This is a genomic window from Chryseobacterium sp. WG14 (assembly GCF_024586945.1).
Taxonomy (GTDB): domain Bacteria; phylum Bacteroidota; class Bacteroidia; order Flavobacteriales; family Weeksellaceae; genus Chryseobacterium.
Genome location: NZ_JALCZD010000007.1, coordinates 55,012 through 73,190, shown reverse-complemented (window position 1 = coordinate 73,190; position 18,179 = coordinate 55,012). Strand labels below are relative to the sequence as shown.

Below are 18,179 nucleotides of genomic sequence, written 5' to 3'. Positions count from 1 at the left end.
TATGCAAATATAACTATATTGTTAACAATATACTGTTAAAGAGATATAAATCATTTAGGGAACCAGCCTGATTACTCTGTATCCGGTGTTTACGTAAGCTCCATTAGCTTTAGATTTTACAAACTCAAATTTTGTTGCAAGCTGAGTCTGAACTTTATTCATCTGCTTAAAGATTTCTCCCTTTTTATTCTCTCTTGTCAGCATATCATTCACCACATCAAAACCTACAATTGCATATTTTGGAGGTGTTTTACAGTATTTTGTTTTATAGGCTGCCAGAATTTCTTTTTCAAATCCTCCGTCAGTATTGATCTTTCTATCCATCAGGTATACAAGGTTTGCCTGGCTCAGTTCATCTACTTTCTTTTCAAAAACCGGAGAATAGAATAAGCTGAAAGCTTTCACTCCCTGTGCTTCTTTAGAAAGAGCAATCATTCTGTTGGCAAAAGCCTCACCCATACTATCATTATCATTAGCTAAAACAGCAATAACCGGGGCAGATTGCCCTGTCATCATATTCTGATCCAGCTGAATTTCTGCCGGAGAATTAACGATAACAATATTTGGATTTTTAACAGATTTTTCAAGACCTGCTTTAATATAGTTTGCATTTTCTTTCTTAGGATCTGCAACCACATATATTTTCTGATCTGAATATACTGCTTTTACTTCTTCAACAATTTTATCGGCATACGTCTGATTGTTTGTTTCAACAATAATCAGGTTGCTGTAATTGTATAATTCCGGAGAATTAGCGAATGGTGCTACAATTGGAATTTTTTGATTTCTGGTGAAATCCAAAACGTCAATTACATTAGACTTAAAGAATGGGCCGATAATCAAATCGGTATTGTCCGGGTTAATCTGTGTCAGAGAATTTTTAAATGAAGCCTCGTTTCCGGAGTCCACTATTTTTATATCCAGTTTCTGACCTCCTCTTGCGTTTCTTTCAATAGCAAGTTTAGCTCCGGTTAAAAAGTCTAATGCCATTCCCCGGTATTGAGTTTCGTTCGTGCTGTAACCAAACGGAAGCATCAACACTACGCTCAAAGCATCTCCGTTTTTCTTCACATAAGCAGGATCCTGCTTTTTGATCTTTAAAACCATTCCTGATTTCAGTCCATGTGAAAGATCCGGGTTCAGAGCGATCAAATCATCAATACTCACTCCAAATCTGTTAACAATAGAGAATACAGTATCTCCCTGCTGAACAGTATAGGTTACATAGTCATCTCCTACAACCACATTGGATGATGAAGATTTTTCGTTTCCTGAATCTATTTTTGTCTTTGGATTGACAGGTTCAGCAACGGTATCTGATGTATTTGATCTTTTTATTTTGATGGAGTCTCCGGGCTTTAGTCCCTTTTCTTCCAATCCGGGATTTAAAGCAAAAAGGTCCTGCTGCGTGATTCCAAACTGTTTCGTTATTCTGTAGTAATTATCCTTAGCTTGAATTACATAGGTCTCTCCTTCTACAGCTACAGCTGGAGGAGTTGCAGTACCTTCTTTTTCTACTGGAGTTTCTACCGGTTTTTCAGTAGCAATAACCTGCTGGCTATCTCCATATTTTTTTATGCTTGTAAGAGGCAATGTGATCTCATCTCCGATTTTCATATGAGAATCCAATTCAGGATTCAGTTTTCTTAAATCAGTTTCCGAGATTCTGTATTGTTTGGTAATTCCATAGATCGTTTGCTTTGGCTGTAAAACAATTTTTCCAAGCGAAGCATCCGTATTGGTTTTTACTTTTTCAGCTACGGCAGTTTTGGTAACAACAGGAGCTGCTACTTTATCTGATTTTATTGTTAAAATATCTCCAATAGCCAATTTGCCGTCTTTAAACTTTGGGTTTAGCTTCAGCAATTCATCTACAGTTATTCCATACTTTTTTGCGATGTTGTAAGGGTTATCACCTTGTACAACCGTATGAGATTTTTGAGCTGAAACGCCCAAAACCATACATAAACTAGATAGAATAAAAAACCTCTTTATCATATTCGATAATTATAATTTACAAAAATACTCCTTTAAAATTAAATGGCAACAATTATTAATTTGGATTCTTGAACCACCATTTCTTCCAAACAATTTTCAAGCCATGAATATCCTTCATCTGAAAAGAATGTACTAAAGTTATATACCCGTTCCTGCCAGGTTTTGGAAGGATGTACACTGAGGAACAGATTTTCAAGTCTTTCCAGCAATTCGCCCTGTTTTATTTTCTCGGCATGAAGCAAACGTTTTTTCATTCTTTTAAATGATTTCAATTGTCTTACTTCTTCAGCATTCACAAGGTTACCAAAAGATTTTTCCGTGGTAGATGCTGTTGCTTTCAGCTCCGAAAAACTACGAATTAAAAGCTCTTCCTTTTCTTCCAGTAATTTTAAAATGGTATTATCATTTAAAATTTTACGGTTGGTAATGATGGTAAAATTCTGAAAAAAGTCTTCTATGCTAAGATCCAATTTTTCAATTTTCCCCAGTGTTTTTTCTTTCAGAAAAAGCATTGAATTTCTTGGAATCAAAATAGGAAAAGGAATATTAATTGCAGAAAAATAGTCTTTAAGTTCCAGCCAATACATGATTTCAGCATTTCCTCCAATATAGGCAAGGTTTGGCAATACTTTTTCCTGGTATACAGGACGCATCAAAGCATTCGGACTGAATCTGTCAGGATTATTTTCAAGTTCAGCTAATATTTCTTCCTGTGTAAACTGAATATCTGTATCTACAATAGTATATTTTTGCCCGTTATATTCAATTCTATCCCTTGTTTCAGTAAGATAGAAAAGATTGATATCTCTAGGATTCACCTGTACTTTTCCATATTTTTCCGTGAGGAGATCTACTTTATTTTTTGAAGCTTTTTGTAAACTACAGTGGAGAAGCTCATCTTTAAAAACATCTTTGATCTGATTCTTTAACTCTTTAGAATCTCCATCCAAAATCATAAGACCCCACTCTGAAAAAAGACGATTAACTAATGTTTTAATAGCTTGTGTCAGGGTATTTCCTTGCTTATAGGATTCTTTTAGCATTAAGATCAGCTCGGTACCGAAAACAGAATCTTTAAATTCTTTTTCAAATTCCGAGATAAAAAAGGTATCCGTGATCTGTATTCTTCCTACAGGCCCACCTGATTTCTCATGGGTTTCATAGTAGTTGTTTTCAGTTTTAAAGTGATTGATCTCAGCAAAATCATGGTCTTCCGAAGCCATCCAATATACCGGTACAAAGTTAAAATCAGGAAAATTTTCTTTCAGATAAGTACAGGTTTTAATGGTCTGTAGAATTTTATAGACAAAGAAAACAGGTCCCGAAAATAGGTTCAGCTGATGACCGGTTGTAATGGTAAAGGTATTGGGGAGTTTCAGATTTTCAAGATTTTCTTTTTGCTTCAAAGAAAGATCGAGATCTGAAAGCTGTTTTTCAAATACGTCATATAGTATTTCTCTCTGTCCGGATAAGAATGATTCTTTCTTCAGTTCAATCTGATTTCTGAAATGATCTAAAGAAAATGTATTATTTTCAAAACCCTCAATTTTCTGATTCAAAAAATCTTTTACCAATTGGGGAATGCTTTCTATATCGTTAAATGATATTTTATTAATTGTTTTCAACTTGTTTTGTTTTTAGTTGAACAAATACCACACAATTCCGATATTTAACCTGAAGTCATATACAGGGTAATGTGGAAATGCATATGCTTTGTTACTGGAAATAACAGTTCCTATCTGCTGTCCTTCAATAAAGAAGAACATTTTTTTAACTTTCATATTCACATAAAGGTCTGCAATAGGCTGCCCACCAATGGAAAATGAATTTGCATTGGGCAGAATATATTCATTAAGGATTGGAAAATACTCTCTGGATGCAAATTTAGAGAAGTAATACACTTTAACTCCTGCCTGAATTTCTGCAGCTTTTTTAAATGCCTGTGTCTGAAAGAAGAAATTAGCTCTTCCGATAAAACCCGGCATAGGAAGCAATTCTTTATTCGTTAATGCATTTTGAAAATGCAGTCTTGTATTTAGATGAAATTTACCGTAGCTGAAGGTTGCATCTCCTCCGATCTGAGAAATGTTCAATGAGCTTTCACTCTGTTTCGGATTAGCGTTGCTGTCAAAATAAGTATAGTTATCAATTCTGAAATAGTTAGCGAAAATTTCTGTCTTGAACCACTTCAGATTGATGCTTCCTCCAATTTCCGTTACCGACTGATTCTTGGCATTCTCAAGGTAATAATTATACTTGCCGTAAACAGAAGTATTTAATAAATAATTAAATGAAGGATAAGCGCTTTGGAAGTTTACTTTTGCATTGACAAAATAATCTTTTATAGGTTCAAATTTTAGATTATTTGTCGTTTTAAGATAGCTTTTAAACTGGCTTCCGTTTGAAAATTCTAAAAATGAATTCAGCTGTATTTTATCCAACAGTTTTACCTGTAAATTGCCGACAGCTCCAATCCTGTTTTCTTTAAGCTCATTTGGGAAAGGTACCCCATTGGCAATAACAGCGTCATTAATTCCAAACTTCAGAACCTGATAACGAACTCCGGCATCCAGTTTAAATTTTTCATTATTGAAAACCAGACTTACCGTATTGCTGAAATTCTCCGAATATTTTTTGGTTGCCAAAGGAAATCCATTAACTAAATCTGTTGGTTCAGCATACCAATACTGCTCCAGAGCACCTTGGTTATAATAATATTTGTTTCCCTGGTGGGAAATGGTATGTCTTATGCTGAAAGGAAATTTTTCTGCATTGAATGGAGTGAACTGATGGCTCAGATAGTACCTTCTATAAGCAAATTGTGAGCTGCTGGAAGCCAGATTAACCTGCATATTTTGCCTGTTGTTAGAATTACTGTCTCCATTTTGAAACAGATTATCTTCCACAAGCCCTCCACTTTCCTGATTATTTACATTCTGATGAAGGTAATGGGCAAATAGCTCATAGTTTCCACTTTTTGAGGTATAGTGTCCTGAAAATATAGTATTGTTATTTGCCGCTAAGGAATTCCTGTAAAACCCCTGAGAGCGCAGTCCCATATATTCAATAGCAAAATTGAATCTTTTCCCTATATTCTGGGTATAAGTTGAATTTAATGCGGCACCGTTTTTCATTGCCGTATGGTAGATGAATGAGGCGGTAGGCGTTTTTACATCATAATATTTCACATCATCAGCTCCCAGAATCATATAAGATTTATTGGAAGGTAGTAAAGATAAATTCTGCTCGGGATTTACTTCAAATACAAGCGGATTAAAACCTGCTCCTATGTTAGCCGGCTGAGCTCTTCCAAAATTATCACGGTTGTTATACTGTGAAAAAATATGGGTCTTATCAAAAGTCATTACCGTATCAAAAACTTTTTTTTCTGAAAACTGGGTTTGATACTGATAATCGTTGATGGTAGGTTTAAAAATTTTTAAGGAGTCTTTTTTCCCGGAGTCTATGACCAGGGTATCTTCTTCTTTTTGAGTTGATTTGTTAGGATCTGTTTTATCCACAACCTGCGCTTTGCTCACAAAACCAAAGAAGATGAGTATGAAAAGGATGTACTTCATTATTCATTATTGTACAGCAAAAATAAGAAATAATAAGAAATAAAAGAGGCTATCTCAAAAATGAGATAGCCTCTGCTATAGAATTGTACGATAATTAATAACCGTCGTTTTGCTTAATATTAGGATTAGCCTGGATCGCTGTAATAGGGATCGGCCATTGCCATTTTGTACTTCCGGCAGCAAGAGTCTGCTTAACAGCCGGTGCTCCTGTACCATCAAAAATATCTCCTTTACCTGATCTCTGAACAGAAAGACCTAATCTTTTCAGGGTATACCATCTGTCATTTTCAAAGGCAAGTTCTAATCTTCTTTCTTTCAGGATAGCATCTAAAAGAGCCTGTCCGGCTTCTGTTCCCGGAGTAAATGAAGAATATCTCTCTTGTCTTAATTTATTCAATAAAGTAAGGGCCTGAGAGGGGTTTCCTGTTCTGTAATGAGCTTCTGCAACATTTAACAATACTTCCGCAGATCTTAAATATTTAATAGGTACTATGTTAGCAGGACCGCCGTTACCAGCATATTTTGTAACGTGGTTATATTTTTCACCACTGTATATACTCGTTGTAAAGTAAGCAGATTTTCTAACATCATTAGCTGTATATGCCGTATACAAATCATAATCTACCACAAATTCTGATCTAAGGTTAGGGACTGCCTGGTTGTATGCTGATCCTACAGTATTAGATTCTGCCGGTGCATTAGATACCTGGAATAGAACACCATCAGTGATTCTGGATAGCCCTTCATTTTCTTTCCAAATTCTGGTAAAGTTATCGATTGTGGTAATACTTGGTGAAAGCCCTAAAGCTAGTTCTCCATATTTGATTGTATTAGCATAATCTCCTTTATAAAGGTTTACCCTTGATAATAATCCATAAATAGCAGCCTTGCTCATTCTTCCTTTATCAGCATCATTCTGTGTAATATTATCAGCAGCAAATAATAAATCTGCAATGATTTTATCATACACCTGTTCAACCGTTAGGTTTCTGGAGGCAGTATTACTTAATGGAGAATATTTTTCTGAATAATAAATTCCAATAGAATTTTTAGCTCCTGCAGACTGTGTTGGAATTTGAGAATATGCTCTTACGATATCAAAATGAACGATTGCTCTCAATGCTCTCGCTTCTGCTTCTACATTTGTTTTTTGCGCACCTGATAATACCCCGTTATTGATATGTGACAAAACAAAATTTGCTCTGCTGATGGCAAGATAAGCCGCACTATACAATCCTGTTGTCTGTGAATTATCTGAAGAAAACTCAAAGTTTGATGCTGCAAAATTTGAATTTCTTCCTGAAGCTGTACGAATTAAATTATCCGTAGTAAGGTCTCCCATAATAAGCTGACTACCCGTATCTCCATTATAATACCCCGCTCCTTTTAGTGCCGTATAGGCACCGTCCATAGCCTGCCTGAACGATTCAGGTCTTAACATCGCCTGGTCTACAGTTTCATTAATAGATGAAACCTGGTCTAAATTTCTATCACAAGACGTCAACGTAACAAAGGCAGTTAACGCAGCTAAACTTATTTTTATTATATTCTTTTTCATAAAGCTATTCAATATTAAAATTCTAATTGCAATCCTACCAGGATTGTTCTTACAGCAGGATAAGTATAAAGGTTGTATGATCCAGGAACAAATAATGCGGTAGACTCACCAGAACCTACAGAAACCTCAGGCTCTCCGTGGAACTTAGTTACAGTAAATAAGTTCTGTCCCTGTACATATGCTCTAAGTTTATTGATAGGTGATCCTTCTCCAAGGAATTCTTTATCAAATGTATATCCTAATGTAAGGGATCTTAGTCTCAAGTAATCTGATTTTTCAATCCATTGGTCTGAATCACGCATACCGTTTGAATCCACCTTCTGAAATACATTCGTATCCCCTGGTTTTTGCCAAATATTAGCAGCAGATTGCGCCATATTTCTCCCTGCAACAGCAAGAGTAGGATCAACAGCAGCTGCATACATATTGTTATAAGTATATCCTCCCAGTTTAAATGCAAAATCTGCACTGAAATCAAGCCCTTTGTACTGAAGTGTAGTTCCGAATCCACCAAAACTTTTTGGGAAAGGAGATTTATCCGTAAGAGGAACAGCATTTGAGGCACTGTATTCGTTAGTTACATTTCCTGCTTTATCGTAATATAATGCATCTCCGTTATTAGGGTCTACTCCTGCAAACCTTACATTATAGAATACATATGGGCTTTCACCTACTTTAAGATAAGTATCTCCTAAGTTTCTTTCAGTCTGACCGTCTGCTAGCTTATCAAGAGTTGATTTCTGAAAAGAAATATTAGCATGTAAATTCCACTGAAAATCTTTCTTTTTAAGTACATCTACGCTCAGCTCAACTTCAAGACCTTTCTGAGACATATCTCCTGCATTGATGTACTGGTAATATCCTCCTTCCAGTTTATCCAATGGTACAAGCTGTACAAAATCTTTTCTTTTATTTTGATACACTTCAACTGATCCACGGATTCTTCTATTCATCATAGTGAAATCAACTCCTAAGTTGGTAATCGCATTAGATTCCCATTTAAGATTCTCATTACCGATGATAAAGCTTCCTTGTGAGCTTGTTCCAGGATACAAAGTGGCATTAGAACCATATAATCCGTAGCTGACATTTGTTACATTATAATAATCCGGCAATGTTCCATCATTACCTGTTGTACCGTATGATCCTCTAAGTTTTAAATCATTAATAAAGCCACCCTTCATAAATTCTTCTTTCGCAATATTCCATGCAGCACTTGCTGACCAGAAGATACCACTTTGATTATTTACACCAAATCTTGAAGAAGCATCTCTTCTCAATGATCCTGTTACTAAATATCTACCTTCATAATCATAATTCAACATTCCCGCTAAACTGAAAAGGGTATTTCTCGTCTTAATTCCGGTAAATGTATTTCTTTCTGAAGGTGTAGTAATAGAAGGAACGTTTAGCACAGGAGACTTCAATCCATAAGCACCTCCATTGGTTGTTTCGTTGAAATTATCATTATATTCGATAAATCCTAAGAAATCAAAGTTGTGGCTTCCGTATGATTTTTTGTAGTTGATTGAGTTATTCCAAGTATAGTTAAATCCATAGAATGTATTTTTATTCAATGCCCCTGTAGGAACTTTGTTTGTCGTTAAATCCAGGTTTGATCCTTTTTTCAACCACTGAGTTCCCATAAACCAGTCAAAAAGTCCGTTGAAATTAGTTTTAAATTTCAGACCATCGATGATTTTATACTCAGCAAATAAAGTTACCGGAATTCTCAGTCTCTGATCATCTAATCTATAATTACGGATCTGTTCAACAACATTTGACCCGGCTCTCATGGTTTGATTATAACTTCCATCCTGGTTATAAATTGGCTCATATGGAGCATATTTGTACATTGCTCCGAATGGGTTCTGCGTATTATTTCTATCTCTGAAGTTCTGTGTAACCTGATACTGAACTCCAAGGTTGATTCCTACGTTCAGTTTTTCACTCAGTCTATTTGTAAAACCGAAGTTACCTGTATATCTCTTAAGCCCGTCAATATCTCTGATAATTCCATTGTCAGAATCATATCCTAATGAATAATAAAAAGTACTTTCTTTAGATCCCCCTTGTGCACTGAACAAATAAGACTGAATTGCAGAAGGCTTTAACAGATCTTTTTGCCAATTGTGATCATATGCAGCAAGTCTATCCATCTCTTGCTGAGATCTTGGCTTAAACCCTAGATATCCCAATTGATTTTGGAAACCCATTAACTCCCGTGAGTTCATCATGGTATAGTTATTGTCCTTTAATCTTTCAGCGAAACCAAATTTAGTTTCAAATGAATAATGAGTTTTTCCAGACTTTCCGGATTTAGTAGTTACTACAACTACCCCATTAGCACCTCTTGCGCCATACTGGGCAGTAGCAGCAGCATCTTTAAGAATCGAAATAGATTCTACGTCTGCAGGGTTGATCGCACTAAACTGTCTTGCAGTCATGTACATTCCGTTCACCACATAAGTAGGCTCTGAAGAACCACCAACACCACCAATACCTCTTACCTGAATGGTAGCAGCAGCACCTGGCTGTCCTGTAGTACTTTGTACAAATACCCCTGAAGCTCTACCCTGTAACGAGTTACCGATAGAGGTAGTAGGACTGTTTCTCCTGATCTCATCACCACCTACTACAGCCTGAGCCTGAGTAATTTCATCCGCTTTCTTTTTCTGATACCCTGTAACGATTACTTCTTCAATTTTCGTTTCATTCGAAGCAGAGTCTTTTGTTGTCTTTTGCGCAAAAGCTGTTTGCCCTAAAAAAAATAAAGCCCCAACACTTAATACTCTTAGTTTCACATTCATATTAACAAATTTTATTAATAAATTTTAAGGCGACAAATATGTTAATAAATATTAACATCCACAAGCTTTTGCCCTCTACAGGCCGTTCCAAGCACATCAACTTCTATTTTTTAACTAAAAAAAAATTTAACTTTTGATAATTTATGTTAATTATTTTTCATAATACAATAATTTATTAAGAAAAAAATAAACACAAATAGCAGTTTTAATGATTATAAAATTTTTTAAAATATTACATGTTAATTAATAAAATCCTATCAAGAATTAAAAACAGCAAAATATATACTTTATTTATACTATGTAAAGAAATTATAAACAAAAAAACCTGCTAAGAGCAGGTTTTTTTGTTTATAACAATTGATGATTATTATTAATAACCAGGATTCTGTTGAATCTGTGGGTTATTGTTTATTGCAGTTTGAGGGATTGGCCACTGCCACTTATGGCTGGAAGCAGGAAGACTCAACACAGGTGCCGGATTCCCTGCACCAGTTGATTCCGGACCAAAGTTAGACCTTTGAATTGGAAGAGCAAGTCTTTTTAATGTAAAGAATCTGTCTGTTTCAAATGCTAATTCTAATCTTCTTTCCAGCATAATTGCATTCCAAAGAGCTTGTCCGGCTTCTGTACCAGGTACAAATCCAGTATATCTCTGCGCTCTTAAAGTATTTAATAATCCCAGAGCTCCTGCTTCATTTCCTTTCTTAAACATTGCTTCTGCAACATTTAAAACAACTTCAGCAGTTCTTAAATACTTTACATCTACCGCCTCAATTGGCTTATCAGTAGCCTGCTTGTATTTAATAACGTTATTATACGTTTTTGTAAGGAATGGAGAAGTAGTAATATAAGAACTTTTTCTGATGTCTGTAGCAGCGAACTTATTATAGAAATCGAAATCTACTACATACTCTGACTTAATTTGCCCACCAACAGTTTGGTTATAAGCCGAACCTGTTTTGATATTCTCAATACTTGAGTTAAGTATTTTAAACAATACTCCATCACTTGAAGTATCATTCCAGATATTCTTGAAGGTACCGATAGCTCCTACGCTAGGGCTTAAAGCTAACGCTTTTTGGCCCCAAAGAATGGCATTATCATAATCACCTTTGTACAAATATACTCTTGATAACATCCCTTGGATAGCAGGTTTTCTAAGCTTACCTACGTTGGCAGTCTGAGTAATATTTTGCTCTGCAAAAAGTAAATCAGCAATAATTTTATCATATACCTGATTTACATTCAGGTTTCTTGTAACTAACTGAAATGGGTCAAACTTTTCTACATAAGCAATACCTAATGAAGTACCTGCATCAGCAGATTGTGTAGGTATTTTACAATATCTTCTTACAATATCAAAGTGAGCTATTGCACGAATACCTCTTGCTTCTGCTTCAATATTAGTTCTGAATGCACCCGGCGCTAAATTACCAATCTTATCAAGAACTGCATTGGCTCTTGCCGCCACAGCATATCCTGCTCCATAAACAGAAACAACTGCATCCACATCTCCTGCAAAATTGAAATTGTATGCATCGTTATTTGATCTTCTTCCCTGAGGATTCTGAATTAAGTTATCTGAAATAACATCAGGAACAATTAATTGTGTATAATCCTGCTGATAATATCCTGAAATCTTAAACGCATCATAAGCATAATCTACACCTTTTCTAAAATCACTTTCAGTTGTGTAATAGGTATCCGAAACCAATCTATCATTCGGCAATACTGTTAAGTCATCAGTACATGATGCAGCAGTAAAAGCTAATGATGTAAATAATACTATTCTTACTATGTTTTTTTTCATGAGAAAATTGAATTAGAAGTTAACTTGCACTCCCATTAGGAATGTTCTTGTATTTGGATAATTGTATAAACTGATAGATCCTGGAATAAACGCTCCATTCGACTGTGTCTCAGAGGCTAAAGCAACTTCAGGATCTCCTGTATAGTTAGTCCAAAGAGCTAAGTTCTGACCAGAACCATATACTCTGATACTATTTACAGGAAGGGACTCACCTAGGAATTTCTTATCAAAAGTATATCCTATTTCCACTGATCTCAATCTTACAAAATCTGTTTTCTGTAAAAATGCATCTGTAGATTGAAGACCGTTAACATTTGGCTTAGGCAACACATTAGTATCTCCCGGATTCTTCCAGTAATTAAACGCATCCGTACTCAAGTTTTGGTTGTATGCAGAGAAATCTGAAAGGTTTTGCCCCATAATATTATAGCTATATCCTCCAGTCTGGAAAGAAAAATCTGCATTTAAATCAAATCCTTTATATCTGAATGTAGTTCCAAAACCACCATACGCACTTGGTAAAGTAGATTTTCCTGACAGGAACTGCGCATCACCGGAGCTATATACGTTGGTAACAGAACCATCCAGTTTATAATACAATGCATCTCCATTGGTAGGGTCTACACCGGCACTCTTAACCATTTTGAACACGGTAGGCTCATCACCCACACGCATAAATGTAGTACCATCTAAGCTAAGCTGGGTAGCATCTCCATATAAACTTTTTACATTATATTTAAGCATAGAGATATTTCCTCTTACAGACCAGTCAATATCTTTACTTCTGATGATATCAATACTTAATTCAGATTCTAACCCTTTAATTTCAATATTTCCAGCATTGGTAACACTTGAATAAATATAACCTCCTCCTTCAAGTGGTGTATTAGGAATTGCATACAAGAAGTCTTTTCTGTCATCTTTAAATACTTCGGCAGTTAATTTAATTCTGTTATTCCACATCGCCACATCTACCCCTAAGTTTTGAGATTTTTTAGACTCCCATTTAAGGTTTGGCTGTCCATATGCATTAGAAGGACCCGCTGTAGGATCTGTACCATAATCACCTGATACGACAGTAATAAGGTTTTGATAATCTGCAAGAGCAGATATATTACCCGTTGTACCGATACTATATCTAAATTTAATATCATTGAAGAAAGGAACATCAAAGAAAGATTCTTTTGCTAAATTCCATGCTGCTGAAGCAGACCAGAAGTTACCATATTTATTATCTTGTCCTAGTCTTGAGTTTCCATCTCTTCTGATAGATCCTGATAATAAGTATCTACCAGCATAGTTGTAGTCAACTACTCCTAATAAACTCACATATCTTGTTGTTGTTGTACTACCCGTAATAGCAAACGGAGTAGAGGCAGAACCCACATCAGTAACATCAGGTCCCAACATTACTCTTTTTGTTCCTGATAAACTTCCGAACTGTTCCTGGCTATATTCAAATGCAGCAACTGCTGACACTTTGTGCTGTCCAAATGATCTTGAGAAGTCAAATCTATTGTTAAATACATACGTCCAGAAATCTGACCTTGTATCTCTGATACTTCCATCTGGAGTACCATATACTTTAGCAATATCAGACCCTTTTTTCACTACGTACTTATTCTTTCTAAGATCATAAATATTTCCGAACGTAGATTTGAATGTTAACCCTTTAAAGAATTCGTAAGAACCGGATATTTGCCCTGAAATTCTTGTTCTCCAGTCTGTAGTAACCTCATTTCTTCTAAGATCAATTGGGTTAATAGAGTTGGTTGTAGGATTAAGAGAACCGTCTGCATTATAGATAGGCTCATATGAATTCAATGTATAAATTGAATAAAACGGGCTTAATGCATTATAAGAAAATCTCTGATCCTGTGTTCTAACATTAATGATACCAAAATCAAAAGCTAGCTTCATTTTATCACTAACCTTTTGGTCAAAGTTGAATCGGGCATTGTATCTTTTAAATCCATCTAATTCCTGTAGGATACCAGAATCTGAATCATATCCCAAAGAAGCGTAGTATGAGTTAGTTTCTCCCCCACCTCTTACTGATAGGTTATGATATTGAATTGCTGAATTTCTTAAGATATCTTTAGACCAGTCATGATCCTGTGCCATTAATTCTGCAGCTTCTGCAGGAGTATAAACCGGGTTTGGATTCACTCCTAATCCTGACATCTCGTTCTCAAACTGAATCTTCTGAGCAGTATTCATCATTGTGAAGTTCTTGTCTTTCGGCTTATAAGCAAAACCAAATCTTGTATCATAAGTGATCGCTGGTTTTCCAGACTTACCTCTTTTTGTAGTCACTACAATAACCCCGTTAGCAGCTCTAGCTCCATATACAGCAGTTGAAGCGGCATCTTTTAATTCCGTAACACTTTCAATATCTGTTGCAGGAATGGAGTTGAACTGACGCTGAGTCATATAAATACCATCTACAACAAACAATGGATCTGAAGCTCCTATTGTAGCAGAAACATTGACAGCTCCTCTAATTCTGATGGACCCTGGTTCTCCTGGTTTACCAGAGTTGGTAGATACCTGCAAACCAGACATCTTACCCTGAAGCATGTTTGTAATACCGGTACTTGAAGCGGACATTCTAGTAAGCTCTTCACCACCTACTACAGAAACAGCCTGGGTAATTTCATTTTTTTTCTTTTTTTGTACCCCAACTACAACAATCTCATCAATTACTTTAGTTTTTGCTGTATCTTTTTTTGTTGTCTGTGCAAAAGCAGTTTGTCCCAAGAAAAACAAAGCCCCCACACTCAATACACATAGTTTAACATTCATATTAACAAATTTTAATATATTTTAGCAACAAATATGTTAATAAATATTAACACTAGCAAATTTTTCACTTTGACTAAATAGTATAATTTTAACAATTCACTTGGTATTGAGCTTAAATTATAAATATTTAACAATTTTTAAAGTAAAAAAATACCATAAAATTAAAATATATTAAAAATAACACACTATAAATAATCAATCCGTAGTTTATTTTTTTTTATTTATAATGATTCTAAATTATTTTATTGCCAAAACTTGCTTTCTCTAAGGTTAAAATGACTATAAAAATACTAAAACCATCCATTCATCCCACATTTCCAACACATTACAGAAAACCACAATCATTAGTGGAAAACCAAAATAAGGGATATACTTAAAAAATAAATTGAATCAATAGAAAATAATGCATCCTTTATAATTCACCATACAGTTAAGTATATAAGCGAATTACACTATCCAACAAGGAAAAAATTGACCTTAACCGTTGTTTTTAATCAAACTAAAAAATATAAATCTATAATCCATTAATGGTTAATAAAATCAACATCGGATAGTATTTTTGAAATGAAATACCATAAAAAAACCTGCCGTTTCTCTGAAACGGCAGGTTAATAATATATTTATTTATGATATTATTTTAGCTTCTTTTTAACAGCTACCTGTTCATAAACTTCAAGAATATCTCCGATCTCAATATCGTTATATCCTTTCAGGTTCAGACCACATTCATAACCTTTGGTTACTTCTTTCACATCATCTTTGAAACGCTTCAAGCTTTCAAGCTCTCCGTCAAACTTAACAATACCATCTCTCAATACTCTTACTTTGGAGTTTCTGGCTACTTTTCCTGAAAGAACCATACAACCGGCAATTGTTCCAACCTTAGAGATTTTAAACACCTCTCTGATCTCAACATTACCGATGACCTGTTCTTTAATTTCAGGAGAAAGCATACCCTCCATAGCTTCTTTCACTTCTTCTATTGCTGCATAAATTACAGAATAGTTTCTGATTTCAATTTCTTCTCTATCCGCAAGATCTTTAGCATTAGCACCAGCTCTTACGTTAAATCCGATAATGATAGCATCTGAAGCAGCCGCTAAGTTAACATCAGATTCTGTGATCTGACCTACTCCTTTATGAAGAATATTAACGTTAATCTCACCTGTAGACAATCTTTGTAACTGATCAGATAATGCTTCAACTGAACCATCCACGTCACCTTTCAGAATAATATTTAATTCCTTAAAGTCTCCTAAAGCAATTCTTCTACCTAATTCTTCAAGCGTAGTATGCTTCTTCGTTCTGATTGAAAGCTCTCTCTGAAGTTGTTCTCTCTTATTGGCAATAGTTTTAGCCTCACTTTCATCTTCATATACTTTAAACTTATCACCTGCTGTTGGTGCTCCGTCCAACCCTAAAATAGTTACCGGGATAGATGGACCCGCCTCTGTAAGGTTTCTTCCTCTTTCATCAAGCATTGCTTTTACCTTACCGTGGTTTTTACCAGCCACTACATAATCTCCAACTCTTAAAGTACCGGTTTGTACCAACATCGTGGCAACATATCCTCTTCCTTTATCTAGTGAAGCCTCAATAACAACTCCTTGAGCATTTCTATCCGGGTTAGCTTTTAAATCAAGCATTTCTGCCTGAAGTAATACTTTTTCCAATAGAACATCCATATTGTTACCAAATTTTGCAGAAATTTCCTGCGCCTGAACATTTCCACCCCATTCTTCTACAAGGATATTCATCCCGGAAAGCTGTTGTCTGATATTATCAGGATTTGCACTTGGTCTATCTACTTTGTTCAATGCAATAATCATTGGTACCCCCGCTGCCTGAGCGTGAGAAATAGCTTCTCTCGTCTGAGGCATTACATCATCATCAGCCGCAATTACAATGATAGCAATATCCGTAATCTGAGCACCTCGGGCTCTCATCGCCGTAAATGCTTCGTGACCTGGTGTATCTAAGAAAGTAATTCTCTGACCGTTTTCCAGTTTCACATTATAAGCACCTATGTGCTGAGTAATCCCTCCGGATTCTCCTGCAATTACATTGGTTTTTCTTACGTAGTCAAGTAATGAAGTTTTACCGTGGTCAACGTGTCCCATTACTGTAACGATTGGAGCTCTGCTCACTAAATCCTCTTCATTATCAACTTCATCTTCGCTTTCGCTTTCTTCAAGATCAGCATCTGAGAATTCAATTTTATAACCAAATTCATCTGCTACTAATAATAAGGTATCAGCTTCTAATCTCTGGTTCATGGTTACCATTACCCCCAATGAGAAACAAGCAGAAATAACTTCTGTTGGTGAAACATTCATTAAGCTGGCCAATTCACCTACTGTGATGAATTCTGTTACCTTAAGCGTTCTGTCTTGTGCTTCAAGCTCCTGCTGACGCTCATCCTGCTCTCTCCGGTACGTTCTCTTGTCTTTTCTGTGTTTAGCAGATTTAGACTTACCTCCTTTATTGGTAAGTTTTTCAAGAGTTTCTTTAATCTGATTTTTAACTTGTTCGTCAGTTAATTCAACTGGCATAACTCGCTGACCAGGTCTGTTGTTTTGACCTCCTTTTTTGAAGCCACCACCTTGACCCGGACGATTTCCGCCACCTTGGTTGTTTCCAAAACGGTTTCCACCACCCTGACCACCTTGTCCTGGAGGACGGTTTCCTTGGCCTCCTTGACCCGGAGGACGGTTCCCACCTTGTCCGCCATTGTTATTATTCTGACGGTTTCCTTGGTTTTGACCACCTTGGTTATTGTTTCCAGAATTTTGATTATTCCCCTGACCTTGCTGATTATTATTCGGGCCACCGGGTTTTTCAATTCTTTTTCTTTTCTTTTTTGCTCCAGAACCTGGTTTTGGCGCAAACTGAGTTAAGTCTATCTTTTCTCCAACGATCTTAGGACCGTCAAGCTTCTGATAAACTGTCTCAATCTTTTGTGGTTCCTGAGACTCCGGTTCAGCCTCAACTTTTGGAGTTTCCACTTTTTTCTCCTCTACAACCGGTTTTGGAGTTTCTTTTATTGGTTCCACAGGTTTCACTTCTTCTTTTTTCTCCTCCATTTTTGGTTTGTCTTTTTTCACAGGTCTATTTCTAGATTCTATCTGAGACAAATCAATCTTATCCAAAACTTTAAATTCCTGCTTCTCAGGCGCTGTTTTCACTTCCGGTTCTTCTTTCACTATTTCTTCTTTCTTTTCTTCAACCGGTATTGCTACAGGGGCTGCAGGAGCTTCTTCAACTTCAGGCTTTCTAGCCTCCAAGTCTATTTTACCTAAAATCTTAGTTTCTGGTTTACTAGCTTTAGCTCTTATTACTTCAGGGGATTTCTCAATTTCCAGTTTCTCTTCCGGAACCTTTGTGATCACCACCTCATGGGAAGCTTTACGTTGTTCACCATCCTTGGCAAACTCAGCTTCCAATGCAGAATATGCCGCTTCTTCTAATTGAGCGTTAGGATTGCTTTCAACCTCGATTCCCTTAGCTTGTAAAAACTCCACTAATCTAGACATCGAAATGTTGAATTCCTTAACCGCTTTATTTAATCTTATTTTTGGCATCTATATTATTTACTATTTTTTTAATTTTTAAAATTAAAG

The 18,179-nt window shown here is 35.8% G+C and carries 8 protein-coding genes; all 8 read right to left on the bottom strand.

Translation table 11 applies throughout. The features are described from left to right. Nucleotides 1-54 precede the first annotated feature (54 nt). The 8 genes from MP478_RS13170 to infB all read right to left on the bottom strand — a co-directional run bounded on the left by MP478_RS13170 (nt 55) and on the right by infB (nt 18,140). Complete coding sequence (locus MP478_RS13170) at nt 55-1,998, bottom strand: LysM peptidoglycan-binding domain-containing protein (RefSeq protein WP_257200711.1); 1,944 nt, start codon at nt 1,996-1,998, stop codon at nt 55-57. 38 nt (nt 1,999-2,036) lie between these two features. Continuing rightward, the gene (gene bshC / locus MP478_RS13165; protein ID WP_257200710.1) at nt 2,037-3,623 is read right to left on the bottom strand and encodes a bacillithiol biosynthesis cysteine-adding enzyme BshC; all 1,587 of its coding nucleotides are present in this window, start codon (nt 3,621-3,623) and stop codon (nt 2,037-2,039) included. Nucleotides 3,624-3,635: 12 nt separating this feature from the next. Continuing rightward, nucleotides 3,636-5,576, bottom strand: coding sequence for a putative porin (locus MP478_RS13160; RefSeq protein ID WP_257200709.1), 1,941 nt, complete (start codon nt 5,574-5,576; stop codon nt 3,636-3,638). 94 nt (nt 5,577-5,670) lie between these two features. Beyond that, nucleotides 5,671-7,134 carry a RagB/SusD family nutrient uptake outer membrane protein gene (locus tag MP478_RS13155; protein WP_257200708.1) on the bottom strand — a complete coding sequence of 488 codons (1,464 nt, stop codon included), beginning with the start codon at nt 7,132-7,134 and terminating at the stop codon, nt 5,671-5,673. Nucleotides 7,135-7,148: 14 nt separating this feature from the next. After that, complete coding sequence (locus tag MP478_RS13150; protein WP_257200707.1) at nt 7,149-9,944, bottom strand: SusC/RagA family TonB-linked outer membrane protein; 2,796 nt, start codon at nt 9,942-9,944, stop codon at nt 7,149-7,151. Between the two features lie 370 nt (nt 9,945-10,314). Continuing rightward, nucleotides 10,315-11,754, bottom strand: coding sequence for a RagB/SusD family nutrient uptake outer membrane protein (locus MP478_RS13145; RefSeq protein WP_257200706.1), 1,440 nt, complete (start codon nt 11,752-11,754; stop codon nt 10,315-10,317). Nucleotides 11,755-11,766: 12 nt separating this feature from the next. Further along, nucleotides 11,767-14,559, bottom strand: a complete 2,793-nt coding sequence (locus MP478_RS13140) for a SusC/RagA family TonB-linked outer membrane protein (RefSeq protein ID WP_257200705.1) — start codon at nt 14,557-14,559, stop codon at nt 11,767-11,769. 632 nt (nt 14,560-15,191) lie between these two features. Continuing rightward, nucleotides 15,192-18,140 carry a translation initiation factor IF-2 gene (gene infB / locus MP478_RS13135; RefSeq protein WP_230033938.1) on the bottom strand — a complete coding sequence of 983 codons (2,949 nt, stop codon included), beginning with the start codon at nt 18,138-18,140 and terminating at the stop codon, nt 15,192-15,194. Between the last annotated feature and the right edge of the window lie 39 nt (nt 18,141-18,179).